The sequence below is a fragment of the Salinimicrobium profundisediminis genome (genome assembly GCF_026241755.1).
GTDB lineage: Bacteria > Bacteroidota > Bacteroidia > Flavobacteriales > Flavobacteriaceae > Salinimicrobium > Salinimicrobium profundisediminis.
On record NZ_JAPJDA010000016.1, the window covers coordinates 62,462 to 86,219 of the forward strand.

Consider the following 23,758-nt stretch of genomic DNA (forward strand, 5'->3'; position numbering starts at 1 on the left):
TTGATAGATAAAGTTTTATAACTTTGTTTGTCAACAGTTTTTTTATGCCCCAAAATATTTACACTTCATTTTTTGATTACCTGGAACTGGAAAAAAAGAATTCGGTTCACACGGTCACGGCATACCGGGCCGATCTTCTTTCTTTTGCCGGTTTTATCGCTGAAACTTACGGGCAGGAGGATCTCAAGCAGGTGAATTACTCCCAGGTGCGTAGCTGGATTGTGCAGCTGGTTGAGCAGGGCATGTCCAATAATAGTATTAATCGAAAGGTATCTTCTTTAAAAGCTTTTTATCGTTTTCTTCAGAAGTCAAAGCAGCTGGAAACTTCTCCTTTAGCAAAACACAGGGCTTTAAAGACTTCACGCAACCTGCAGGTGCCATTTTCTGAAGGAGAAATGGAACAGGCCCTGGGGCAGGTGCAGGCTGAAGGTTTTGAAGAAGTTAGAAATAAACTGATGGTTGAACTTTTCTATTCAACCGGGGTAAGGCGAAGTGAGCTCATAAATATAAGGTTGCAGGATGTCGATATGACTACGGGTCTTCTAAAGGTAAAAGGTAAAGGGAATAAAGAGAGGTTTGTGCCACTTTTACCTGGTATTGTGAATACATTAAAGGGGTATCTCAATGAGAGGGAAGGTGTCAAAAATGCTGTTTCAGAAGACTTTTTATTTTTGACAGCAGCAGGCGTTAAAACCTATGATTCGCTTGTTTACCGTACAATAAATAATTACTTTAGAGGTATCTCGAGTAAGCTAAAGAAGAGTCCGCATATCCTGCGACACTCCTTTGCCACTCACTTATTGAACCAGGGTGCTCATTTAAATGCTGTTAAAGAACTTTTGGGGCATTCCAGCCTTGCTGCTACCCAGGTTTATACTCATAACAGCATGGCTGAGCTTAATAAGGTCTACCGCAATGCGCATCCAAGGAACAACAAGAAGGGGTTATAGAATTTGTCTAATTAAAAACTTCAATTTTTATGAAAGTCAATGTGCAATCCGTGAACTTCCACGCCGATCAAAAACTGGTTAACCTTATTCAGCAAAAGCTTGACAAACTTGAAAATCATTTCGACAATGTAATTTATGCCGATGTGTACCTCAAAGTGGAGAAAGCGAGTGATAAGGAAAATAAAATTTCAGAAATTTTACTAAGTATTCCGGGAGATGAAATAATTTGTAAAAAAAGGGGCAGGAGATTTGAAGTAGGTGTAGATGAATGTGTTAGTTCACTTGAGAGGCAGCTTCAAAAGCGCAAGCGCAAATTTAATGTGCAGGTAGCTTAAAATATTTTTCATCAAATGTTTTGAGAACAAATATTAATTTATACATTTGCAGTCCGTTAGAAATAGCGGACTTTTTTTATGAAAAAGAAAAAGTTTTGCCGATGTAGCTCAGCTGGCTAGAGCAGCTGATTTGTAATCAGCAGGTCGTGGGTTCGAGTCCCTCCATCGGCTCTAAAATATTGAAGTGAAAACGCAAGGGTGTAGCCTGGAAAAACAGAGTTTTGAAAAGTTACAGAGGGATGAGAAGTTTATCCCGAGCGAAGTCGAGGGGAGTCCCCTCCATCGGCTCTAAAAAGTCAAATTTTATTTGATTTTTAAAGTTCTTGAGATTTTGAAAAAAAGCTTTGGTTGCTAAATTAATTTTCTATTAATTTGCGGCTTCTAAAAATAAGCCATTCCAAAGCGATGGTTCTGTGAAATACTGAAAGAATTAATTGGGGAGATACTCAAGCGGCCAACGAGGACAGACTGTAAATCTGTTGTTTTTTAACTTCGCAGGTTCGAATCCTGCTCTCCCCACAAAAATTGAATTCCAGATAACAAATTCCAAACACCAAGTTGGGATTTGGTGCTTGAGGCCTGGAGTTTGAAAATTGCGGGAGTAGCTCAGTTGGTAGAGCGTCAGCCTTCCAAGCTGAATGTCGCCGGTTCGAACCCGGTCTCCCGCTCCAAATCTTTCCTGGTTTAAGATGCTTGTATAAGGGTCTTGATTTTGGAAGAAAAGAGGAGCTTAGAGCTGCAAAGTGAAAGTGACTCATTATAAATTCTTCGGGTGTTGAACTTCGGTTCTATTTCCCGGGAACCAAAGAAGAAAGGTTCTTCTTTTAACGGAGGTTTTCACGCTATTAGCGTGTTTTTCTGTTAACCGGAAGTAGGGCCTGGATTTTTGAATCCTATAGTCGTCTCCCCAGAAAAGCTTGGTGGAGGCTTTTTTGCCGACGTAGCTCAGGGGTAGAGCGTTTCCTTGGTAAGGAAGAGGTCACGGGTTCAATTCCCGTCGTTGGCTCTGAGGTTTGTGTAAAATTGAACACTAATATATAACTAAGATTAAATAAGTATTAATTATGGCAAAGGAAACTTACGATCGGTCCAAGCCGCACCTAAACATAGGTACTATTGGACACGTAGATCACGGAAAAACAACTTTAACAGCAGCGATTACTAAGGTAATGGCTGATGCCGGTTATTCAGAAGCTAGATCTTTTGATCAAATTGATAACGCACCGGAAGAAAAAGAAAGAGGTATTACAATTAACTCTTCACACGTTGAATATTCAACTGAAAAGCGTCACTACGCTCACGTTGACTGTCCTGGTCACGCCGATTACGTAAAGAACATGGTAACTGGTGCTGCTCAAATGGACGGTGCTATCCTTGTGGTTGCGGCTACAGATGGTCCGATGCCACAAACTCGTGAGCACATCCTTCTAGGACGCCAGGTAGGTATTCCAAGAATCGTTGTGTTCCTTAATAAAGTTGACCTTGTTGATGATGAGGAGCTACTTGAGTTAGTTGAGATGGAAGTAAGAGATCTTCTCTCTTTCTACGAATATGATGGAGATAATGGTCCTGTAATTTCTGGATCTGCTCTTGGAGCACTTCAAGGTGAGCAGCAGTGGGTTGACACTGTACTTCAATTGATGGAAGCTGTTGATAACTGGATTGAATTGCCAGAGCGTGATGTTGATAAGCCATTCCTATTGCCTATCGAAGATGTATTCTCTATTACTGGTCGTGGTACTGTTGCTACAGGTCGTATCGAAACTGGTGTTGCTAACACTGGTGATCCAGTAGAGATCATTGGTATGGGAGCTGGAAAACTTACTTCTACAATTACTGGAGTTGAGATGTTCCGTAAGATCCTTGATAGAGGTGAAGCTGGTGACAACGTTGGTATCCTTCTAAGAGGTATTGAAAAGACTCAGATTTCAAGAGGTATGGTAATTACCAAGCCAGGATCTGTAACTCCACACGCTAAATTCAAAGCTGAGGTTTATATCCTTAAGAAAGAAGAAGGTGGACGTCACACTCCATTCCACAACAACTACCGTCCACAGTTCTACGTACGTACAACTGACGTAACAGGAACAATTAACCTTCCTGAAGGAGTTGAGATGGTAATGCCAGGTGATAACCTTACTATTACTGTAGATCTTATCCAGCCAATCGCAATGAATGTTGGTCTACGTTTCGCTATCCGTGAAGGTGGTAGAACAGTAGGTGCTGGTCAGGTTACTGAAATTTTAGACTAATATAGTTTAGTATAAAAGTCAAGGTATTCACTCCGGTGAATATCTTGACTTATATTTACGGGTTTAGCTCAGTTGGTAGAGCACTGGTCTCCAAAACCAGGTGTCGGGAGTTCGAGTCTCTCAACCCGTGCATAAAGAGTGGTCGATATAAACCTCTTTTTTAATAATAGTGATCAATCACATGGCCACCGAGAATTCTTTCCACTACAAGGGGTGATATAACGGGAGCCGGTGCTTAATGACTTATTAAGCTGAAAAAATTAATACCATGGCAGGAATATCAAATTACATTTCGGAGTCCTATAATGAATTAAAGAACCACGTGACCTGGCCAGCATGGGCAGAAGCTCAAAAGTTGACTGTGGTTGTGGTTGTGTTTTCAATAGTGTTTGCATTGTTGATCTGGGGTGTAGATACTGTTTTTAGCGGTGTTATAGAGCAATATTTTGAGTGGATTAAATCATAAATAATATTGCAATGGCAGAGGTGAAAGATAAAAAATGGTATGTAGTTCGTGCCGTAAGCGGACAGGAAAATAAGGTTAAGGAATATATAGAGCGGGAGATCGCTCATGAAGGCCTTGAAGATTTTATTGAAGAAGTTCTTGTTCCAACCGAAAAGGTTATTCAAATAAGGAATGGCAAAAAGGTGAATAAGGAACGTGTTTACTTCCCTGGTTACGTAATGATCCTTGCTAATATTGGGGGAGAGATTCCTCACATTATTAAATCAATCAATGGTGTTATTGGGTTTTTAGGAGAGACAAAAGGAGGAGATCCTGTGCCGCTAAGAAAATCTGAAGTTAACCGAATGTTAGGTAAAGTGGATGAGCTTTCTGTAAAGGCAGACAATGTTGCGATTCCTTTTACTATTGGTGAGACTATCAAAGTAATTGATGGTCCTTTTAACGGTTTTAATGGTACGGTTGAAAAGATCAATGAAGAAAAGCGTAAGCTTGAAGTGATGGTGAAGATTTTTGGAAGAAAAACTCCGCTTGAACTGAGTTACATGCAGGTAGAAAAAGTATAATAACTGTTACACTATATATTTTTGGATAGTTTTAGTATGCTTCCACTAACAAAACTATCATCTTAAAATTAATAAAATGGCAAAAGAAGTAAGTAAGGTTGTTAAGTTACAAGTTCGCGGAGGTGCTGCTAACCCATCACCACCAGTTGGACCAGCTTTAGGTGCTGCCGGAGTTAATATCATGGAGTTCTGTAAGCAATTTAACGGAAGAACCCAGGATAAACAGGGAAAAGTATTGCCTGTTGTTATTACAGTGTACAAAGATAAATCTTTTGACTTTGTAATTAAAACTCCCCCGGCTGCAGTGCAAATTTTGGAAGCTGCGAAAGCTAAGAAGGGTTCTGGTGAGCCAAACCGTAAGAAAATAGCTAGTGTTTCTTGGGATCAGGTAAGAACCATTGCTGAAGATAAGATGCAGGATCTAAATGCATTTACTTTAGAATCTGCAATGAAGATGGTAGCTGGAACAGCAAGATCTATGGGAATTACTGTAAAAGGACAGGCACCTTTTTAATCCAAAAAGAAATTAGAAATGGCAAGATTGACTAAAAAGCAAAAGGAAGCACAATCTAAGATTGAAAAAGGTAAGACTTATTCGGTGGCAGAGGCTTCGGCTTTAATAAAAGATATAACCAATGTGAATTTTGATCCTTCTGTGGATATCGCTGTTCGTTTGAACGTAGATCCACGTAAGGCTAATCAAATGGTGCGTGGCGTAGTAACTTTACCACACGGTACTGGTAAAGACGTTAAAGTATTAGCTCTTGTAACTCCCGATAAGGAAGCAGAAGCTAAAGAAGCTGGCGCAGATTATGTTGGTTTAGATGAATACCTTGATAAGATCAAAGGTGGCTGGACAGATGTTGATGTAATCATCACTATGCCCAGCGTTATGGGTAAACTAGGACCTTTAGGACGTATCCTTGGGCCAAGAGGCTTAATGCCAAACCCAAAAACCGGAACTGTAACTATGGATGTTGCCAAGGCAGTATCTGATGTGAAAGCCGGTAAGATCGATTTCAAAGTAGATAAGACTGGTATTGTTCATGCCGGTATTGGAAAAGCTTCATTCGAAGCTGAGAAAATAGCAGGTAACGCAAGAGAATTATTAACTACCCTGGTTAAATTGAAACCTACGGCTGCTAAAGGTGTGTATATTAAAAGTATCCACATGTCAAGCACAATGAGCCCTAGTGTTGAAATTGATACTAAAAGGTTCACTGAGCAATAATATTATTGGATTATGACAAGAGAAGAAAAATCAAGAGTAATTGAAGATTTAACTGCCCAGTTAGCTGATAATACCACTATTTACCTAGCAGATATTTCAGGCTTAAATGCATTGAATACATCAAACTTGCGTAGAGCTTGTTTTAAAGCGAACGTAAAGCTGGCGGTAGTTAAGAACACACTTTTGGCTAAGGCCATGGAAAGTTCAGGTAAAGATTTTGGAGAACTTCCTTCTATTTTGAAAGGAAATACTTCCATCATGTTTTCTGAAACTGGAAATGCACCAGCTAAAGTAATTAAAGAATTCAGAAAAAAATCTGACCGCCCTTTACTAAAAGGCGCGTTTATTGAAGAGGCTATATTCATTGGAGATGATAAACTGGATACCCTGGTTAACATCAAATCTAAAGAAGAAGTTATTGGAGATATCGTTGGACTGTTACAATCACCTGCCAAAAATGTTATTTCGGCACTTAAATCTGGTGGTGGTAAAATCGCAGGAATTCTTAAGACTCTTTCTGAAAAAGAAGAGTAAGCATAGTACGCACTTTTTAACAAATATAAATTACATTACATTTTAAAAACGATAGAAAATGGCAGATTTAAAAGATTTTGCAGAACAATTAGTTAACTTAACAGTTAAAGAAGTTAATGAATTAGCTGATATTTTGAAAGAGGAATACGGTATCGAGCCTGCTGCTGCGGCTGTTGCTGTTGCTGGTGGTGCTGCTGCTGGTGGTGAAGAAGCCGCTGAAGAGCAGTCTGAGTTTGACGTAATCCTTAAAGCTCCGGGTGGATCTAAACTAGCCGTAGTGAAATTAGTAAAAGAACTTACCGGTCTTGGCTTGAAAGATGCTAAAGAATTGGTAGATGGTGCTCCAAAACCAGTAAAAGAGGGAGTTTCTAAAGACGAAGCTGAAGCATTAAAAGCACAGTTAGAAGAAGCAGGAGCTGAGGTTGAGCTTAAATAAGCTAAACCCACAGACACATATAGGTTTAGACCCGGAGATTAGGTTCTCTGAGGTCTAAACCATTTTGCGTATATAAATATTTCTTGTTTATTTCGCGCCCATTTTATTATAATAACATAATTCCGTCCATTGATGTTAGCAACGCAAACTGAAAGATTGAGTTTCTCTTCTGTTAAGAACAGGCCTGCTTATCCCGACTTTTTGGATATCCAAATTAAGTCATTCCAGGACTTCTTTCAATTAGAAACGAAATCAGAAGAAAGAGGAAATGAAGGTTTATACAATACCTTCATGGAGAACTTTCCCATTACGGACACCCGTAACCAATTCGTACTAGAATTTTTAGACTATTTTGTGGACCCGCCAAGATACTCCCTTCAGGAGTGTATCGAGCGTGGATTGACCTATAGTGTACCGCTTAAAGCACGGTTAAAGCTTTATTGTACAGACCCGGAACATGAGGACTTTGAAACTATTGTTCAGGATGTGTACCTTGGGACGATTCCTTACATGACCCCAAGCGGGACCTTTTGTATCAATGGAGCTGAGCGCGTAGTCGTTTCTCAGTTGCACCGGTCTCCCGGAGTATTCTTTGGACAATCCTTCCATGCAAACGGGACAAAACTTTATTCTGCCCGTGTAATTCCTTTTAAAGGATCCTGGATTGAATTCGCTACCGATATCAATAGCGTAATGTACGCCTATATCGATAGGAAGAAAAAATTACCTGTAACTACACTTTTCCGTGCCATTGGATTTGAGCGCGATAAAGATATTCTTGAAATATTTGACCTTGCTGAAGAGGTTAAAGTTTCTAAAACCGGACTTAAAAAAGTCCTTGGCCGTAAACTGGCCGCACGTGTATTGAACACCTGGTATGAAGATTTTGTTGATGAAGATACTGGAGAGGTTGTTTCAATTGAGCGTAATGAGATTGTATTAGATCGTGATACTGTTCTTGATAAAGACCATATTGAAGAGATATTAGAGACCGGATCAAAAACTATCCTGCTACACAAGGAGGATAACCAAACCGGAGATTACGCTATTATCCACAATACATTACAAAAAGACCCAACCAACTCCGAAAAGGAAGCGGTTGAGCACATATACCGTCAACTTCGTAATGCAGAACCGCCAGATGAGGAAACTGCACGTGGAATTATTGACAAACTGTTCTTCTCAGACCAACGTTACAACCTTGGGGAAGTAGGTCGTTACAGAATGAACAAGAAACTAGGTCTTGATATCGCTATGGATAAGCAGGTGCTTACCCGTGAAGATATCATTACCATTGTAAAATATCTTATTGAACTTATCAATTCAAAGGCAGAAGTTGATGATATTGATCACCTTTCTAACCGTAGGGTAAGAACAGTAGGAGAGCAGCTGTCTCAGCAATTTGGTGTAGGTCTTGCCCGTATGGCACGTACCATTCGTGAAAGAATGAACGTACGTGACAACGAGGTATTTACTCCAATTGACTTGATCAACGCGAAGACCCTGTCTTCTGTGATCAACTCATTCTTTGGTACCAACCAGCTGTCTCAGTTCATGGACCAGACCAACCCGCTTGCAGAGATCACGCATAAGCGTCGTCTTTCGGCTCTTGGGCCTGGTGGTTTATCAAGAGAAAGAGCAGGGTTCGAGGTACGTGACGTTCACTATACGCACTACGGAAGACTTTGCCCTATTGAAACACCAGAGGGACCAAACATTGGTCTTATCTCCTCACTTTCAGCTTATGCTAAAGTGAATTCAATGGGATTCCTTGAAACTCCTTACCGTGAAGTAATCAACGGTAAAGTGAATGTTGCCGATGAGCCAAGGTATCTAAGTGCCGAAGAAGAGGAAGATAAGATGATCGCCCAGGCGAACATCGCAATGAGTGATGATGGTACTATTGAAGCCGATAGAGTTATTGCACGTGAAGAAGGTGACTTCCCTGTTGTAGAGCCATCTCAGGTTCACTACATGGACGTTGCACCAAACCAAATCGCTTCTATCTCTGCTTCGTTAATTCCATTTTTGGAACATGATGATGCGAACCGTGCCTTGATGGGATCTAACATGATGCGCCAGGCAGTACCTCTTTTAAGAGTTGATTCTCCTATTGTTGGTACAGGGCTTGAAAGACAGGTAGCTACAGATTCCCGTGTATTGATCAATGCTGAAGGTGAAGGAACTGTAGAGTACGTTGACGCACAAAAGATCATTATTAAGTACGATAGAACTGAAGAAGAGCGCATGGTAAGCTTTGACTCAGATTCTAAAACTTATGAACTGGTTAAATTTAGAAAGACAAACCAGGGTACTTCTATCAACCTGAAGCCTATTGTAAGAGTAGGAGACAGAGTGAATAAAGGACAGGTGCTTTGTCAGGGGTACGCTACCGAAGCAGGGGAACTTGCTCTTGGACGTAACATGAAAGTTGCCTTCATGCCATGGAAAGGGTATAACTTTGAGGATGCGATTGTGATTTCAGAAAAAGTTGTTAGAGATGACATCTTTACTTCTATTCACATCGATGAGTATTCTCTTGAAGTTAGAGATACCAAACTTGGTAACGAAGAATTGACTAATGATATTCCAAACGTTTCTGAAGAGGCTACAAAAGACCTTGATGAGAATGGAATGATCAGGATTGGAGCCGAAGTGAAGCCGGGAGATATTCTTATTGGTAAGATCACCCCAAAAGGAGAAAGCGATCCAACCCCTGAAGAAAAACTTCTTAGAGCAATCTTTGGTGATAAAGCCGGTGATGTAAAAGATGCTTCTCTTAAAGCTTCGCCTTCATTGAGAGGTGTGGTAATAGACAAGAAATTGTTTGCCCGCGCTATTAAAGATAAGCGTAAGAGAGCTCAGGATAAAGAAGATGTTGCGGCACTTGAGAAAAAATATGAAGCAAAATTTGCCATTTTAAAGAGTGAACTTGTAGATAAGCTTTTCGCTATTATTGGAGGTAAAACTGCCCAGGGTGTAATGAACGACCTTGGAGAAGAGATCCTTCCAAAAGGTAAGAAGTATACTCAAAAAATGCTTAATTCAGTTGATGATTATGCTCACCTTACACAAGGTACGTGGACTACAGATGACCACCTGAACGCTTTGGTGGCCGATCTTCTTCACAATTACCGTATTAAGGAAAATGATATTCAGGGTAACTTAAGAAGAGAGAAATTCACTATTTCTGTAGGGGATGAACTTCCTTCTGGTATTATCAAACTTGCTAAAGTTTACATCGCTAAGAAACGTAAGCTTAAAGTAGGGGATAAAATGGCAGGACGTCACGGTAACAAAGGTATTGTTGCCCGTATAGTTCGCCAGGAAGATATGCCTTTCCTTGAAGATGGTACACCTGTTGATATCGTATTGAACCCACTTGGGGTACCTTCACGTATGAACATTGGACAAATCTATGAGACTGTTCTTGGATGGGCCGGACAAAAATTGGGTAGAAAATATGCTACTCCAATCTTTGATGGTGCGACTATAGATCAGATCAATGAATTGACAGATGAAGCGGGAATTCCAAGATTCGGTCATACCTATCTTTATGATGGTGGTACTGGAGATCGTTTTGACCAGCCTGCAACTGTTGGTGTGATCTACATGCTTAAGTTGGGCCACATGATTGATGATAAGATGCACGCACGTTCTATTGGGCCTTACTCATTGATCACGCAGCAGCCGCTTGGAGGTAAAGCTCAGTTTGGTGGACAGCGTTTTGGAGAGATGGAAGTTTGGGCGCTGGAGGCATACGGTGCTTCGGCAACCCTTCGTGAAATCTTAACTGTGAAGTCTGATGATGTAATAGGAAGAGCCAAAACTTATGAAGCCATTGTAAAAGGTGAGCCAATGCCAGAACCGGGACTACCTGAATCTTTCAACGTACTTATGCACGAATTGAAAGGTCTGGGATTAGATATTAGATTAGAAGAATAAAGCTTTGTTGTGCAGGGCGAAAGTCCTGCACAACATTTACAATAATTAGATAGCACCATTTATTATGGCTAGAAATAATGATAAGAATACAGTACAGAGGTTTAACAAGATCTCTATAGGTTTAGCTTCTCCAGAGTCGATTCTTGCCGAATCACGCGGGGAGGTCCTAAAGCCTGAAACTATCAATTATCGTACGCACAAACCCGAGAGGGATGGTCTTTTCTGTGAGCGTATCTTTGGTCCTGTAAAGGATTACGAATGTGCCTGCGGAAAATACAAAAGAATCCGTTATAAAGGGATCGTGTGTGATAGATGTGGTGTAGAGGTGACCGAAAAGAAAGTGCGTAGAGATCGCGTGGGGCATATCAACCTTGTGGTTCCTGTTGCACACATCTGGTACTTCCGTTCTTTACCTAACAAAATTGGTTATCTGCTTGGTCTTCCGTCCAAAAAACTGGACATGATCATTTACTACGAGAGATACGTGGTAATTCAGCCGGGTATTGCCAAGAATGAAGATGGATCGCCGTTGAAGAAGATGGATTTTCTAACAGAAGAAGAGTACCTCAATATCCTTGATACCCTTCCGCAAGAAAATCTTTACCTGGATGAAAATGATCCAAATAAATTTATCGCTAAAATGGGTGCCGAATGTCTTATTGACATCCTGCAACGCATTGACCTTGATTCTCTTTCTTATGAATTAAGACATAAAGCGAATAACGAAACTTCAAAACAACGTAAAACTGAAGCCCTTAAAAGACTTCAGGTTGTTGAAGCACTTCGTGATGCAAATAAAAACCGCGAAAACCGTCCGGAATGGATGATTATGAAAGTAATCCCAATCATTCCGCCAGAATTGCGTCCATTGGTGCCGCTTGATGGAGGACGTTTCGCAACTTCAGATTTGAACGACCTTTACCGTCGTGTGATCATACGTAACAACCGTTTGAAGAGATTGATGGAGATCAAAGCTCCTGAAGTGATCTTGCGTAACGAAAAGCGTATGCTTCAGGAATCTGTAGATTCGTTGTTCGACAACACCAGAAAATCTTCAGCAGTAAAAACTGATTCCAACAGGCCGTTGAAATCCCTTTCTGACTCACTTAAAGGTAAGCAAGGACGTTTCCGTCAAAACCTGCTTGGTAAGCGTGTGGATTATTCAGCACGTTCGGTAATTGTTGTTGGACCTGAATTGAAGTTTTACGAATGTGGTCTTCCAAAAGACATGGCAGCCGAGCTTTACAAGCCTTTTGTGATCAGAAAATTGATTGAAAGAGGTATTGTTAAGACAGTAAAATCTGCCAAGAAAATTATAGATAAAAAAGAACCTGTTGTTTGGGATATTCTTGAGAACGTGTTGAAAGGGCACCCTGTGTTGCTTAACCGGGCCCCAACCCTTCACAGACTTGGTATCCAGGCATTCCAGCCTAAACTTATTGAAGGTAAGGCAATACAGTTACACCCATTAGCGTGTACTGCATTCAACGCCGACTTTGATGGGGATCAAATGGCTGTTCACCTTCCGCTAGGGCCAGAGGCTATCCTTGAGGCGCAGCTGTTAATGTTAGGTTCTCACAATATTTTGAACCCGGCTAACGGTTCTCCTGTAACTGTTCCTTCTCAGGATATGGTACTTGGTCTATATTACATGACCAAGTCAAGGAAATCTACCGAAGAAAGACCGGTGAAAGGGGAAGGGCTTACTTTTTACTCTCCCGAAGAGGTGGTTATTGCTTACAACCAGAAAATGGTTGAACTTAATGCCATTATTAAGATAAGAACAAAAGATTTCAATGAGGCCGGTGAACTAGTCTACCAAATCATTGAATCTACTGTTGGAAGAGTGTTATTTAACCAGGCAGTACCCGAGAAAGCCGGGTATATCAATGAAGTACTTACTAAAAAATCACTTCGTGATATTATTGGAAACATCCTTAAAGTTACAAGTGTTCCCGAAACTGCTGAATTCCTTGATGCTATTAAGGAAATGGGTTATGGATATGCATACCGCGGCGGACTTTCATTTAGTCTTGGGGATATTATTATCCCTGCGGAAAAGCAGAGCATGATTGATGATGCAAACCAACAGGTAGAAGGTATTATTGCCAACTATAACATGGGTCTTATCACCAACAACGAACGTTATAACCAGGTTATTGATATCTGGACTTCTACAAACGCCGGCTTAACGGAATTAGCGATGAAGCGTATTCGTGAAGACCAGCAAGGATTTAACTCTGTGTTTATGATGCTTGACTCTGGTGCGAGGGGATCTAAAGAACAGATCCGTCAGTTAACCGGTATGCGTGGATTGATGGCCAAGCCTAAGAAGTCTACTTCAGGTGGTGGTGAAATTATTGAGAACCCAATTCTTTCTAACTTTAAGGAAGGTCTTTCGATTCTTGAATACTTTATCTCTACTCACGGTGCCCGTAAAGGTCTTGCCGATACGGCCCTTAAAACTGCCGATGCTGGTTACCTTACCCGTCGTTTGGTTGACGTATCCCAGGATGTGATCATCAACGAAGAAGATTGTGGTACTTTAAGAGGTGTAGATGTAGCTCCATTGAAGAAGAATGAAGAGATTGTAGAGTCACTTGGAGAGCGTATTCTTGGTAGAACAGCGCTTCATGATGTGTACAATCCTTTAACTAACGAATTGCTTGTAGCTTCGGGTGTTGAGATCGATGAAGATATCGTTAAGAAGATCACCGATGCGCCAATTGAAAGCGTAGAAGTGAGATCTGCTCTTACATGTGAGGCTAAAAAAGGAATTTGTGTGAAATGTTACGGCCGTAACCTTGCTACCAATAAAACGGTACAAAAAGGAGAAGCGGTTGGAGTTGTAGCTGCCCAGTCTATTGGAGAACCTGGTACACAGCTTACCCTTCGTACCTTCCACGTGGGTGGTATTGCAGGAAACATTTCTGAAGAGAATAAATTGATCGCGAAGTTTCCGGGAATTGCAGAGATCGAAGACCTTAAAACTGTAACAGGAGAAGCTCCTGATGGTAGTGTGGCCGAGATCGTAATCTCCAGGACTTCAGAATTAAAACTGAAAGATGAGAAGTCTGGAATCGTGCTTAGTACAAGCAACATTCCTTATGGATCACAGATATTCATCAAGAACGGAGACAAAGTTTCTAAAGACGATGTAGTTTGCCAGTGGGATCCTTATAACGGGGTGATCATTTCAGAATTTGCCGGTAAGATCAAGTATGAGAATATCGAGCAAGGGGTAACTTATCAGGTAGAGATAGATGAGCAAACCGGATTCCAGGAAAAAGTAATTTCTGAAAGCCGTAATAAAAAGCTTATCCCAACGCTTCAAATCCTAGGTAAGAAAGACGAAGTAATTCGTTCTTACAACCTTCCGGTGGGAGCTCACCTTATGGTGGACAATGATGAGAAAATTGGTGTAGGTAAGATTCTTGTGAAAATTCCACGTAAATCTTCAAAGTCTGGGGATATTACAGGAGGTCTTCCAAGGGTAACCGAGCTTTTCGAGGCGCGTAACCCATCTAACCCTGCTGTGGTAAGTGAGATTGACGGGGTTGTTTCCTTCGGAAAGATCAAACGTGGTAACCGTGAGATCATTATCGAATCTAAACTTGGAGAAGTTAAGAAGTATCTTGTAAAGCTTTCTAACCAGATCCTTGTTCAGGAGAACGATTATGTTCGTGCCGGAATGCCATTATCTGATGGTTCTGTTACTCCTGAAGATATCCTTTCAATTAAAGGGCCAAGCGCTGTACAACAGTATCTTGTGAATGAAGTTCAGGAAGTTTACCGACTACAAGGGGTGAAGATCAACGATAAGCACTTTGAAGTAGTTGTGAGGCAAATGATGCGTAAGGTAAGAATCGTAGATCCGGGAGATACTATCTTCCTTGAAAACCAATTGGTGCACAAGGATGATTTCACCGAAGAAAACGATGAGATCTTTGGAATGAAAGTGGTTGAAGATGCGGGAGATTCAGAAAATCTGAAGCCTGGACAGCTTATTTCGCCAAGAGACCTTAGAGATGAGAATTCAATTCTTAGAAGAGAAGACAAGAATCTTGTTACTGCAAGAGATGTAGTTGCTGCAACTGCAACTCCTGTACTACAGGGAATCACCCGTGCGTCTCTTCAAACCAAATCATTTATTTCTGCAGCATCCTTCCAGGAAACTACGAAGGTGTTGAATGAAGCAGCTGTAAGTGGAAAGGTTGATCTACTTGAAGGACTAAAAGAAAATGTTATCGTTGGTCACAGAATCCCTGCTGGTACAGGTCTTCGTGAGTACGAAAACATCATTGTTGGTTCTAAAGAAGAATTTGACGAAATGCTTGAAAAAAAGCAGGAAGTAAATTATAACTAAGAAAAAAGGCCGCGAAAGCGGCCTTTTTTTACTTAAAGAGTAGACCTCACAGGTTTTTAAAACCTGTGAGGTCTTTTTATTTTCCTTACTTTTATAGGTAATAAAAAAAACAACTGATGAGCGACGAAAATAACAATCCAAAAAAGTCTAAAAAAGGGCAAATCAATATAGAACTTGATGAGAAAGTAGCCGAAGGTATCTACTCAAACCTTGCCATTATAAATCATTCGGTTTCAGAATTTGTAGTCGATTTTGTAAGCATCATGCCCGGTACTCCCAAGAGTAAAGTAAAATCCCGGATAATCTTAACACCCCAACACGCAAAACGGCTACTCAAAGCTTTGGCTGACAATGTGAACAGGTTCGAAAAAGCTCATGGGGAAATTAAGGAATACGACCAACCTAATATTCCATTAAATTTCGGGCCTACAGGGCAGGCTTAATCAATTTAAGATTAGGTGTCAAAAATGTCATCTTTGAACTCCAAAAAAACCGAAGTGAAAGCTTCGGTTTTTTTAATTAATGTATTTAGTAAATAATCTTTTAAGCATCTTTGATTCAAAATAATATAAGGAAAAACTTTTTATTTTAAGACTGGTTTATTTGTTATCAGGTCTACTAAAATAGTATTTTTTAACATTATCTTCACATTTGGAATTTTTAATATAATCCCGATGCGTACTTCTGTATTTTTCTCATTGTTCTTCCTTGTTTTTTCTGCAATGCAAGCCCAGCAGGATAGCCTGCAACAGGAAATTCTCGATTACTCAAACACTACATCTCAAATCATTTCTCGCGGAAGAAGTTTGTTGCTTGACAAATTTATGGAACGGGACCTTCAAAAAGTGAGCGAGGTAAGAGATTATCTTGTAAACGAAGTTCAAAATGACGATTATCTTGCGCTATATCCCAGTGAGTACTGGTTATTACTTTATTGGACAACAGACTATGAGGAGCTTTTGCACAGTATTACAAGCTTTGATGATGAAGATTGGGAAAAAATGTCCCGGCAAATTCCACCCACTTATGACAGGTTGTTTATCAAACTTCGTGAAAGTACTTTGAATTCTGTAGACCATGTAAAAAACAGGTTGAGAGCGGCAGATCTAAAAACTGTAGATCAGGATTTTTTACTGTTGTATCTTGAATATCTTTTAACAGATTCCGAAGAGGTCTTACAGGAACAAAAACGGATCAATTCATTAGCCGATGAGTTTCTTGCCAACCATCCTGATAGCGCCTATGAGAATTATGTTCGGGAAAACATCCGCTATGTTTTTATTCCTTCTAAATGGGGTTTTGGTTTTGAATTCTTTTCCGGTTATGGATTATTTACTGGTAATCTTTCAGAAGACTATCAAAATAGCATCCCAATGGGAGTAGGTTTTGATATTGAGTACAATAAAATAACTTTATATCTTCGGAATTATATAGGTTTCAGTTTTACCAAAAAAGAGCTGCCTTCCGATACCAAGATCTGGAAAGAAAATTCGCAAGTGAGGGTGTTACTTCCCGAAGCCTCTCTTGGATATGCTGTTATCGATAATAACCGTCTCAAAGTTTCCCCTTTTGCAGGCATAGCCTCTACATCTATAAGTCCTACAGAATATGATATTGAAAAACAACCGGAAATTGAAGACGCCGGTCACGATTTTACCACAACCTATACCGCAGGAATTAATGCGGACTTTAAACTTAACTGGGGCACAGGACTCTTTAGACTAACTGACTCAAAACACAGCTACTGGTTTGTAAGGTTAAGATATGGCTTTTCTGCTCCTCAGTTCAGGGATGGATATTCGGGAAATATGCACTACCTCACGCTTGGTTTGGGTGGATTGGGGAGAGGTTCAAAGCGCCAGTTGTAACCAATAATAATTGGAGGGGAGGTGAAGCAGGCAATAAAGTGATGACTTTTAAGGTTATATAATTTGTAGTTTGAAGAAAAATACAAATATGGCCGAAAAAATTACAAATTATAGCGACTTCTATCGCTTCTATCTTACCGAGCATCAAAATAAAACCAGCAGAATTCTGCATTTTACGGGAACTTTCCTTGTTTTTGTAATGCTTTTTTTGGCCATTATTAATGGCTGGGGGTGGGAATGGATCTTTCTTCCTCTTGTAGGTTACGGCTTTGCCTGGGTAGGCCATGCCTTTTTTGAAAAGAACAAACCTGCGACCTTCAAATACCCTTTTTGGAGCCTTATATCAGACTTTAAATTATTTTTCGACATTCTCTTCGGAAGAAAACATTTCGACTCCCGAAAAGATCAGGCATGAGAAGAATTTATCTTACTATCATGCTGCTGTGCCTGGCTTTCTATGGATATGGACAGGAAAAATCCCTGCTGAAGGGAAAGATCCTGACACAAGAGGGGGAGATCTCCTCTATCAATATCATCAACCTTACTTCAGAGTTTGGAACAACAAATAAGGCCGATGGTCGGTTTGAAATTGAAGTCAGCGTTAATGATACGCTCCTCTTTTCTTCGGTCCAGTATGAACCTATAGAAATTGTCGTGACAGAAGAGGTATCAAAAAGGGCATTTTTGACTGTTCTTCTTGACGAAAAAATTGATGAGCTCGGGGAAGTTAACATCAGTAATATTAGTCTTAGTGGCAATCTCGCAAACGACCTTCAAAATATTCCCACGCTTACCCAGGCCGATATCGGTTTCCCAATGTCTGATGTTTTGCCTCCCACCTCGGTTGAAAGAAAATTAATGACAGCTACCTCGGGTCTTGATGGGCTTCTGAATACGTTAAATGGCAAGATCAAAATGCTGAAAAAGGCCGCAGCCTGGGAAGATCTTTCTCAAATAGTTGATGCCGGCGAAACCGCCCTGCCTGCGTCTTTTTTTGTAGATCTTGGTATTACTGAAGATCAAATACGGGATTTTGTTTATTTCTGCGCAAAAGATCCCGATTTTGTTTCTCACTTGCGTGAAGATATGCGTCTGGAACTGCTGCAGTTCTATGAAACAAAGGCACCCGAATTTAAAGCAGAAAGACTGCAGGAAGAACAAATAACTTCAGAAGAGTAAAAATGAGATCTTTCTGCTTCCTGGTTTTCTTTATCGTCTATTTTTCCTCTTTTGGTCAGGAAAGATCTCTGTTGAAGGGCAAGATCCTGACACCTGATGCCGAAGTTTCTTCCATTAATATCATCAATTTAACTTCAAAACAGGGAACAACGAATAGTTCTGAAGGTTTATTTGAAGTAGAAGTCAGTGTCAATGATACGCTTCTGTTTTCTTCGGTTCAATATGAGGTTCGGGAAATTACAATCACAGAAGAGGTGCTGAAAAAGCCATTTTTGACAGTGCTTCTCGTGGAGAAAGTTGATGAGCTTTCCGAAGTGAACATCAGCGATATTGACCTTAGCGGCAATCTTACCACAGATCTAAAAAACATCCCGACACTCACCCAGGCCGATCTTGGTTTTCCTATGAGCGATACGCCGAGGCCCACCTCAATTGAACGAAAGTTGAAAACAGCCTCAAACGTAAGCACCACTTCAAAATATAATCCCCCCGGGAATCTCAACGTAAGTCTCGACGGAATAATAAATCGCTTGAATGGCAAAACTGCAATGCTTCAAAAAGCTGCAGCCAATGAAGATCGTGCTCAAGCGGTAGATGTGGGAGTAGCAGCCCTTCCAACTTCCTTTTTTGAAGATCTTTCTATTCCGGAAAACAGAATTCGGGATTTTGTGCATTACTGCGCCGAAGATGGGAACTACTACCGACTTTTGTCTGAAACTAAACGCCTTGAACTTGTAGAATTCTTCCAGTTAAAAGCACCCCAATTCGTGAAGGAGCGATTGTAATTCTTATTGAAAGACTGCATTAAAAAATAAATACCTTCCAAAAATGGCATTTTTGGAAGGTATTTCAGTTTAAGATCTAAAATTCCGAAGTAAAGTGGAATTTTATATTGGGATATTTTTGCTGCGCCATTTGTAGTGAGAAAGCAGAGTCGGCAAGAAAAACCAGCTGCCCCTGTTTGTCTATAGCCAGGAATTTTTGTTTTACCCTTTTAAAATCTTTGAATTCTTCACTTTTTGGATCGTTTGGTTCTACCCAGCAGGCCTTGTGAACGTTCAGGTTCTCGTAGGTACACTTGGCACCGTATTCATGTTCAAGGCGGTATTGGATCACCTCAAACTGCAGTGCCCCAACAGTTCCAATTACTTTACGGCCGTTAAGTTCGAGCGTAAATAACTGTGCCACCCCTTCATCCATAAGCTGGTCAATTCCTTTTTCCAGCTGTTTTGATTTCATAGGATCGGCATTGTTGATATACCGGAAATGTTCTGGCGAGAAGCTTGGTATTCCTTTGTATCGCAGTTCTTCCCCTTCAGTTAAGGTATCTCCAATTTTAAAGTTACCAGTGTCGTGAAGTCCAACAATATCTCCGGGATACGAAACATCTACGATCTCTTTTCTTTCAGCAAAAAAGGCATTGGGGCTTGAGAATTTAAGCTTTTTGTTGTGCCTTACGTGCAGGTAAGGAGTATTTCTCTCAAACTTTCCGGAAACGATCTTAATGAATGCCAGCCTGTCGCGGTGTTTGGGGTCCATGTTGGCGTGGATCTTAAAAACAAAGCCCGTAAAATTATCTTCGGAAGGTTCCACTTTTCTGATATCGCTGTCTTTTGGCCTTGGAGGAGGCGCGATTGTGATAAAACAATCCAGCAACTCCCGCACTCCAAAGTTATTTAGGGCAGAACCGAAAAATACAGGTTGCAGGTTTCCGGCCAGATAAGCCTCTTTGTCAAAATCGGGGTAAACCCCGTGCACAAGTTCAAGCTCATCCCTTAAAGTGCCGGCGGCCTTTTCGCCAATAAGTTTATCAAGTTCGTTAGATTCAAGATCCGAAATCTCAACGGTTTCTTCAATATCCCTTCTCGGGTCGCCCGTAAACAGGTTTACGTTTTGTTCCCAGATGTTGTAAATACCTTTAAAATCGTAACCCATCCCAATGGGGAAACTAAGTGGAGTAACGGTAAGGTTAAGTTTTTGCTCAATCTCATCGAGTAATTCAAAAGCATCTTTTCCTTCCCGGTCAAGTTTGTTAATGAACACGATCATGGGGATGTTGCGCATACGGCAAACTTCCACCAGTTTTTCAGTTTGTTCCTCAACCCCTTTTGCAACGTCAATAACAACAATTACGCTGTCTACGGCAGTAAGGGTGCGAAAAGTATCTTCAGCAAAATCCTTGTGTCCCGGGGTGTCAAGAATGTTGATCTTGGTTCCCTCATATTCAAAAGCAAGTACAGAAGTGGCTACCGAGATCCCTCTTTGCCGCTCAATTTCCATGAAGTCACTGGTTGCCCCTTTTTTAATCTTGTTCGATTTTACCGCTCCCGCCTCCTGAATAGCTCCACCAAATAGCAGTAGCTTTTCGGTTAATGTGGTTTTACCGGCATCGGGGTGGGAAATGATCCCAAAGGTCCTTCTTCTCTTGATCTCTTCTGAAAACTTCATACTTGTATTTAAGGCTGCAAAGATAATTATTTGATCGTGAAATTAATGCTATACGCCTTCACTCGTTTTACTTCTTTTCTGAAGTCTGAAAAAATGGATTTCCCGCCTGATTTTGTACATTTGAAGCTCAAATTTTGCGATGAAAGAAGAACAAGTGATCCTGGTGAATGAAAAAGATGAGCAAATTGGGCTCATGCCAAAGATGGAAGCTCATGAAAAAGCTTTGCTGCATAGGGCATTTTCGGTCTTTGTCTTTAATGACAAGAACGAGCTCATGATCCAGCAGCGCGCATTGGGTAAATATCATTCCCCCGGGCTTTGGACCAATACCTGCTGCAGCCACCAGAGAGAAGGGGAAACCAATATTGAAGCAGGTAAGCGGCGTTTACAGGAAGAAATGGGGTTTTCTACAGAATTAAAAGATACTGTTTCTTTTATTTATAAGGCCCCTTTTGACAACGGTCTTACCGAACACGAATTTGATCACATTCTTGTGGGCTATTATAATGAGGAGCCAAATTTAAATCCTGAAGAAGCACATGCTTATAAATGGGTGTCTCTTGAAGATTTGAAGAAGGATATGAAAGACAATCCCGAAATATATACGGCCTGGTTTAAAATTATTTTTGATAAATACTACAAGCACATCCAGCAATGAGAGTAACGGTAAACAGGAAGGCGCATTTTAATGCGGCGCACAGGTTGCATAGAAAAGACTGGGATGATGAGAAGAACCGCCGGGTCTTTGGGAAGTGCAGCAATCCGCACTATCACGGTCATAATTATGAGTTAGTGGTGGCCGTTACGGGAGAGATCAATCAGGAAACAGGTTTTGTTATGGATCTTAAAAATTTGAAAGAATTGATCTATGAGAAGATCGAAGTGCCTTTTGATCATAAGAATCTCAACGTAGAAGTTCCGGAATTCAAAGACTTAAACCCCACTGCTGAAAATATTGCTATTGTAATATGGCGTAAGCTGCGACTAGAGCTGGAGCCACATCTCGACCTTGAAGTGACCTTATATGAAACCCCCAGGAATTATGTCACTTACAAAGGAGAATAATTTTTTTGTAAAAAACTGTTTTTTGAATTGAGAAATAGTGTAAATTCGCACCTGAAAAATTACGCGAAAGATGGCGAATAGAAGAACATTAAAGAGAGATATGAATTACGTCTTTGGAGACATCATTGAGGCGGCTTATCTGCACCAGATTACCCACCCTGATGAAGATCCTTCTAAATCTGAAAAAGTTGTCGATGAGGCGATATCAGATTTTGACGAATTGATAGGAAAGATGAACCAAAAAGATATTGAGAATAAAAAACAACATTTTAGAGGTATAGAGAAGGAATTTGAGGTTAAAGCCAAAGTCCTTGTAGAAAAAATAAACGCTTTATAGTAATAAAGCATTCGCCGATGTAGCTCAGCTGGCTAGAGCAGCTGATTTGTAATCAGCAGGTCGTGGGTTCGAGTCCCTCCATCGGCTCAGAAAACCTCTCAATTTTTTGAGAGGTTTTTTTTATGAAATTATGTGAAGGACGATAAACTCCTGCGCGAAAGAAGCTTCTTCCTTTCTAAGGATAAAAAGCTTCATAAGGCTAACTTTTTGGGAGGTGATTTATACGAGTGATTGTTTGAAATGCAGCTATTGAAACTACTTTCTTGCCATTCACTATATAGGCCGGGTGCATCCAATTTAATACTTTCTTCAAGTACTGCCATTGGGTAGTATATTAATGAGCTGCAATTACTCACCAGGTTTTAAATGAAGACCTCACAGGTTTTTGAAACCTGTGAGGTCTTATTACGGCTAGCGCGGATTTGTAATTTATCCCGACTTTTACTTATACTTTTCAGCTGTAAGTTCGGCTATTTGTACAATTACTTCCACCGCTTTCTGCATACTTTCTACCGGCACATATTCATATTTTCCGTGGAAATTATGGCCACCGGCAAAGATATTAGGGCAGGGAAGGCCTTTAAAGCTAAGTTGAGCTCCATCGGTACCACCACGAATTGGTTTGATGATTGGCGTGACATCTGCTTTTTTCATTGCAGCCTCGGCAAAATCAACAATATGCATCACCGGTTCTACTTTCTCTCTCATGTTGTAGTACTGGTCTTTTACTTCTACAGTCACACAATCTCTTTCATATTGGCTGCATATCTCTGCTGCAAGATCTTTGATCATTTCCTTACGGGCTTCAAAATGCTCCCGGTCATGGTCGCGAATAATGTAATGAAGCGTGGTTTCTTCCACATCGCCTTCAATTGCGTTGAGGTGAAAAAAGCCCTGTCTGTCTTCAGTATGTTCAGGAGTCTCAAGGCGTGGCAGGGAGTTAATAAAATCCATAGCAATATACATGCTGTTTATCATTTTATCCTTGGCATAACCCGGGTGCACGCTTTTTCCGCTTACCTTCACAACGGCACCGGCTGCATTGAAATTTTCAAATTCCAGTTCACCAACCTGGCTACCGTCCATAGTATACGCCCATTCTGCCCCAAATTTCTCCACATCAAATTTGTGTGCACCGCGACCAATTTCTTCATCGGGCGTAAAACAAACCCGGATCTTCCCATGTGGAATTTCTGGATGTTCAATAAGATACTTCATGGCTTCCATGATCTCGGTAATTCCTGCTTTGTCATCGGCACCCAGTAGGGTGGTACCATCGGTAGTAATGATGGTTTGTCCTTCGTATTGTAGGAGGTCATCAAAATATTCGGGTGATAGAACGATGTTCTTTTCTTTGTTCAGTATAATGTCTTTTCCGTCATAATTTTCGATGATCTGCGGATTCACATTTGTTCCCGAAAAGTCGGGCGTGGTATCAAAATGAGCTACAAAACCTATTACCGGCACATCATGTGCAACATTTGACGGCAGGGAGGCCATTACATAGGCATGTTCATCTATGCTCACCTCCTGCATGCCCATGGTCTCTAATTCGGCCTTTAATTTATTGGCTAAATCCCACTGTTTCTCTGTGCTGGGAGTTGATTCACTTGTTTCGTCACTTTGAGTATCTATCTTGACATAGCTTAAAAAGCGGTCAATGATTTGCTGCTTATTAGTCATTTTTAAGGTAGTTTTCCCAAAAGTAGCGATATAAAAAGTAGGTTCAAAACCTTTTCTATTTTCATACTTTTTTATGCAGCTTTGTGTTAATTTTGTGCAA

21 protein-coding genes and 6 tRNA genes are annotated in these 23,758 nt (G+C 40.6%); 25 read left to right on the forward strand and 2 right to left on the reverse strand.

From position 1 onward, the window contains the following. Positions 1-44: 44 nt before the first annotated feature. From OQ279_RS10800 to OQ279_RS10900, 21 genes are all read left to right on the forward strand, one after another. Positions 45-950, forward strand: a complete 906-nt coding sequence (locus OQ279_RS10800) for a tyrosine-type recombinase/integrase (RefSeq protein WP_266069932.1) — start codon at positions 45-47, stop codon at positions 948-950. A gap of 29 nt (positions 951-979) precedes the next feature. Beyond that, a complete protein-coding gene (hpf, locus tag OQ279_RS10805) occupies positions 980-1,285 on the forward strand; it encodes a ribosome hibernation-promoting factor, HPF/YfiA family (RefSeq protein WP_266069934.1) in 306 nt (101 codons plus the stop codon). Positions 1,286-1,382: 97 nt separating this feature from the next. Further along, positions 1,383-1,456, forward strand: a tRNA-Thr gene (locus OQ279_RS10810). Positions 1,457-1,721: 265 nt separating this feature from the next. Next, positions 1,722-1,804 (forward strand) — tRNA-Tyr (locus tag OQ279_RS10815). Positions 1,805-1,880: 76 nt separating this feature from the next. Next, positions 1,881-1,956 (forward strand) — tRNA-Gly (locus OQ279_RS10820). A 263-nt stretch (positions 1,957-2,219) separates the two neighbouring features. Further along, positions 2,220-2,291 (forward strand) — tRNA-Thr (locus OQ279_RS10825). 58 nt (positions 2,292-2,349) lie between these two features. Continuing rightward, positions 2,350-3,537 carry an elongation factor Tu gene (tuf, locus tag OQ279_RS10830; RefSeq protein ID WP_266069935.1) on the forward strand — a complete coding sequence of 396 codons (1,188 nt, stop codon included), beginning with the start codon at positions 2,350-2,352 and terminating at the stop codon, positions 3,535-3,537. Positions 3,538-3,594: 57 nt separating this feature from the next. Then, a tRNA-Trp gene (locus OQ279_RS10835) sits at positions 3,595-3,667 on the forward strand. Positions 3,668-3,805: 138 nt separating this feature from the next. After that, the gene (gene secE / locus OQ279_RS10840; protein WP_266069936.1) at positions 3,806-4,003 is read left to right on the forward strand and encodes a preprotein translocase subunit SecE; all 198 of its coding nucleotides are present in this window, start codon (positions 3,806-3,808) and stop codon (positions 4,001-4,003) included. An 11-nt stretch (positions 4,004-4,014) separates the two neighbouring features. Further along, positions 4,015-4,566 (forward strand): transcription termination/antitermination protein NusG, encoded by a 552-nt coding sequence (gene nusG, locus OQ279_RS10845; protein ID WP_029035716.1) that lies wholly within the window; start codon positions 4,015-4,017, stop codon positions 4,564-4,566. A gap of 76 nt (positions 4,567-4,642) precedes the next feature. Next, on the forward strand, positions 4,643-5,080 hold the full coding sequence (rplK, locus tag OQ279_RS10850; RefSeq protein ID WP_266069938.1) for a 50S ribosomal protein L11: 438 nt from the start codon (positions 4,643-4,645) through the stop codon (positions 5,078-5,080). Between the two features lie 18 nt (positions 5,081-5,098). Then, a complete protein-coding gene (rplA, locus tag OQ279_RS10855) occupies positions 5,099-5,797 on the forward strand; it encodes a 50S ribosomal protein L1 (protein ID WP_266069940.1) in 699 nt (232 codons plus the stop codon). A gap of 12 nt (positions 5,798-5,809) precedes the next feature. After that, positions 5,810-6,331: a 50S ribosomal protein L10 gene (gene rplJ / locus OQ279_RS10860; protein ID WP_266069941.1), complete on the forward strand. Its 522-nt coding sequence runs from the start codon at positions 5,810-5,812 to the stop codon at positions 6,329-6,331. A 58-nt stretch (positions 6,332-6,389) separates the two neighbouring features. Continuing rightward, positions 6,390-6,767 carry a 50S ribosomal protein L7/L12 gene (gene rplL / locus OQ279_RS10865; protein WP_266069942.1) on the forward strand — a complete coding sequence of 126 codons (378 nt, stop codon included), beginning with the start codon at positions 6,390-6,392 and terminating at the stop codon, positions 6,765-6,767. A gap of 132 nt (positions 6,768-6,899) precedes the next feature. Further along, positions 6,900-10,712: a DNA-directed RNA polymerase subunit beta gene (rpoB, locus tag OQ279_RS10870; protein ID WP_266069943.1), complete on the forward strand. Its 3,813-nt coding sequence runs from the start codon at positions 6,900-6,902 to the stop codon at positions 10,710-10,712. Positions 10,713-10,776: 64 nt separating this feature from the next. Continuing rightward, complete coding sequence (rpoC, locus tag OQ279_RS10875; protein WP_266069944.1) at positions 10,777-15,078, forward strand: DNA-directed RNA polymerase subunit beta'; 4,302 nt, start codon at positions 10,777-10,779, stop codon at positions 15,076-15,078. A gap of 116 nt (positions 15,079-15,194) precedes the next feature. Next, positions 15,195-15,521 carry a DUF3467 domain-containing protein gene (locus OQ279_RS10880; protein ID WP_266069946.1) on the forward strand — a complete coding sequence of 109 codons (327 nt, stop codon included), beginning with the start codon at positions 15,195-15,197 and terminating at the stop codon, positions 15,519-15,521. A gap of 231 nt (positions 15,522-15,752) precedes the next feature. Beyond that, positions 15,753-16,946, forward strand: coding sequence for a hypothetical protein (locus tag OQ279_RS10885; RefSeq protein ID WP_266069947.1), 1,194 nt, complete (start codon positions 15,753-15,755; stop codon positions 16,944-16,946). Positions 16,947-17,034: 88 nt separating this feature from the next. After that, on the forward strand, positions 17,035-17,361 hold the full coding sequence (locus OQ279_RS10890) for an Mpo1-like protein (RefSeq protein ID WP_266069949.1): 327 nt from the start codon (positions 17,035-17,037) through the stop codon (positions 17,359-17,361). Beyond that, on the forward strand, positions 17,358-18,125 hold the full coding sequence (locus OQ279_RS10895; protein ID WP_266069950.1) for a BamP family beta-assembly machinery protein: 768 nt from the start codon (positions 17,358-17,360) through the stop codon (positions 18,123-18,125). Before OQ279_RS10890 ends, OQ279_RS10895 begins: the two co-directional genes overlap by 4 nt. 2 nt (positions 18,126-18,127) lie before the next feature. After that, positions 18,128-18,910 carry a BamP family beta-assembly machinery protein gene (locus OQ279_RS10900; RefSeq protein ID WP_266069951.1) on the forward strand — a complete coding sequence of 261 codons (783 nt, stop codon included), beginning with the start codon at positions 18,128-18,130 and terminating at the stop codon, positions 18,908-18,910. A gap of 76 nt (positions 18,911-18,986) precedes the next feature. Here OQ279_RS10900 and OQ279_RS10905 read toward each other — a convergent pair whose 3' ends face one another. Then, positions 18,987-20,573: a peptide chain release factor 3 gene (locus OQ279_RS10905; RefSeq protein ID WP_266069952.1), complete on the reverse strand. Its 1,587-nt coding sequence runs from the start codon at positions 20,571-20,573 to the stop codon at positions 18,987-18,989. 139 nt (positions 20,574-20,712) lie between these two features. Between OQ279_RS10905 and idi the strand changes: the two genes are divergently transcribed. The 4 genes from idi (at position 20,713) to OQ279_RS10925 (ending at position 22,062) form a co-directional block, all read left to right on the forward strand. Next, positions 20,713-21,231, forward strand: a complete 519-nt coding sequence (gene idi / locus OQ279_RS10910) for an isopentenyl-diphosphate Delta-isomerase (RefSeq protein ID WP_266069953.1) — start codon at positions 20,713-20,715, stop codon at positions 21,229-21,231. Further along, on the forward strand, positions 21,228-21,638 hold the full coding sequence (locus OQ279_RS10915) for a 6-pyruvoyl trahydropterin synthase family protein (protein ID WP_266069954.1): 411 nt from the start codon (positions 21,228-21,230) through the stop codon (positions 21,636-21,638). Before idi ends, OQ279_RS10915 begins: the two co-directional genes overlap by 4 nt. A 70-nt stretch (positions 21,639-21,708) precedes the next feature. After that, complete coding sequence (locus tag OQ279_RS10920) at positions 21,709-21,975, forward strand: hypothetical protein (protein ID WP_266069955.1); 267 nt, start codon at positions 21,709-21,711, stop codon at positions 21,973-21,975. A 13-nt stretch (positions 21,976-21,988) separates the two neighbouring features. After that, positions 21,989-22,062: transfer RNA gene (locus tag OQ279_RS10925), tRNA-Thr, on the forward strand. 354 nt (positions 22,063-22,416) lie between these two features. On the opposite strand, the gene pepT is transcribed toward OQ279_RS10925, so the two are convergent. Next, positions 22,417-23,658 (reverse strand): peptidase T, encoded by a 1,242-nt coding sequence (gene pepT, locus OQ279_RS10930; RefSeq protein ID WP_266069956.1) that lies wholly within the window; start codon positions 23,656-23,658, stop codon positions 22,417-22,419. Positions 23,659-23,758: the final 100 nt, after the last annotated feature.

Excerpts from the sequence above, each read along its gene's own strand:
- OQ279_RS10800 (WP_266069932.1), top strand. The coding sequence starts at position 45 with ATGCCCCAAAATATTTACACTTCATTTTTTGATTACCTGGAACTGGAA.
- hpf (WP_266069934.1), top strand. The coding sequence starts at position 980 with ATGAAAGTCAATGTGCAATCCGTGAACTTCCACGCCGATCAAAAACTG.
- tuf (WP_266069935.1), top strand. The coding sequence starts at position 2,350 with ATGGCAAAGGAAACTTACGATCGGTCCAAGCCGCACCTAAACATAGGT.
- secE (WP_266069936.1), top strand. The coding sequence starts at position 3,806 with ATGGCAGGAATATCAAATTACATTTCGGAGTCCTATAATGAATTAAAG.
- nusG (WP_029035716.1), top strand. The coding sequence starts at position 4,015 with ATGGCAGAGGTGAAAGATAAAAAATGGTATGTAGTTCGTGCCGTAAGC.
- rplK (WP_266069938.1), top strand. The coding sequence starts at position 4,643 with ATGGCAAAAGAAGTAAGTAAGGTTGTTAAGTTACAAGTTCGCGGAGGT.
- rplA (WP_266069940.1), top strand. The coding sequence starts at position 5,099 with ATGGCAAGATTGACTAAAAAGCAAAAGGAAGCACAATCTAAGATTGAA.
- rplJ (WP_266069941.1), top strand. The coding sequence starts at position 5,810 with ATGACAAGAGAAGAAAAATCAAGAGTAATTGAAGATTTAACTGCCCAG.
- rplL (WP_266069942.1), top strand. The coding sequence starts at position 6,390 with ATGGCAGATTTAAAAGATTTTGCAGAACAATTAGTTAACTTAACAGTT.
- rpoB (WP_266069943.1), top strand. The coding sequence starts at position 6,900 with ATGTTAGCAACGCAAACTGAAAGATTGAGTTTCTCTTCTGTTAAGAAC.
- rpoC (WP_266069944.1), top strand. The coding sequence starts at position 10,777 with ATGGCTAGAAATAATGATAAGAATACAGTACAGAGGTTTAACAAGATC.
- OQ279_RS10880 (WP_266069946.1), top strand. The coding sequence starts at position 15,195 with ATGAGCGACGAAAATAACAATCCAAAAAAGTCTAAAAAAGGGCAAATC.
- OQ279_RS10885 (WP_266069947.1), top strand. The coding sequence starts at position 15,753 with ATGCGTACTTCTGTATTTTTCTCATTGTTCTTCCTTGTTTTTTCTGCA.
- OQ279_RS10890 (WP_266069949.1), top strand. The coding sequence starts at position 17,035 with ATGGCCGAAAAAATTACAAATTATAGCGACTTCTATCGCTTCTATCTT.
- OQ279_RS10895 (WP_266069950.1), top strand. The coding sequence starts at position 17,358 with ATGAGAAGAATTTATCTTACTATCATGCTGCTGTGCCTGGCTTTCTAT.
- OQ279_RS10900 (WP_266069951.1), top strand. The coding sequence starts at position 18,128 with ATGAGATCTTTCTGCTTCCTGGTTTTCTTTATCGTCTATTTTTCCTCT.
- OQ279_RS10905 (WP_266069952.1), bottom strand. The coding sequence starts at position 20,573 with ATGAAGTTTTCAGAAGAGATCAAGAGAAGAAGGACCTTTGGGATCATT.
- idi (WP_266069953.1), top strand. The coding sequence starts at position 20,713 with ATGAAAGAAGAACAAGTGATCCTGGTGAATGAAAAAGATGAGCAAATT.
- OQ279_RS10915 (WP_266069954.1), top strand. The coding sequence starts at position 21,228 with ATGAGAGTAACGGTAAACAGGAAGGCGCATTTTAATGCGGCGCACAGG.
- OQ279_RS10920 (WP_266069955.1), top strand. The coding sequence starts at position 21,709 with ATGGCGAATAGAAGAACATTAAAGAGAGATATGAATTACGTCTTTGGA.
- pepT (WP_266069956.1), bottom strand. The coding sequence starts at position 23,658 with ATGACTAATAAGCAGCAAATCATTGACCGCTTTTTAAGCTATGTCAAG.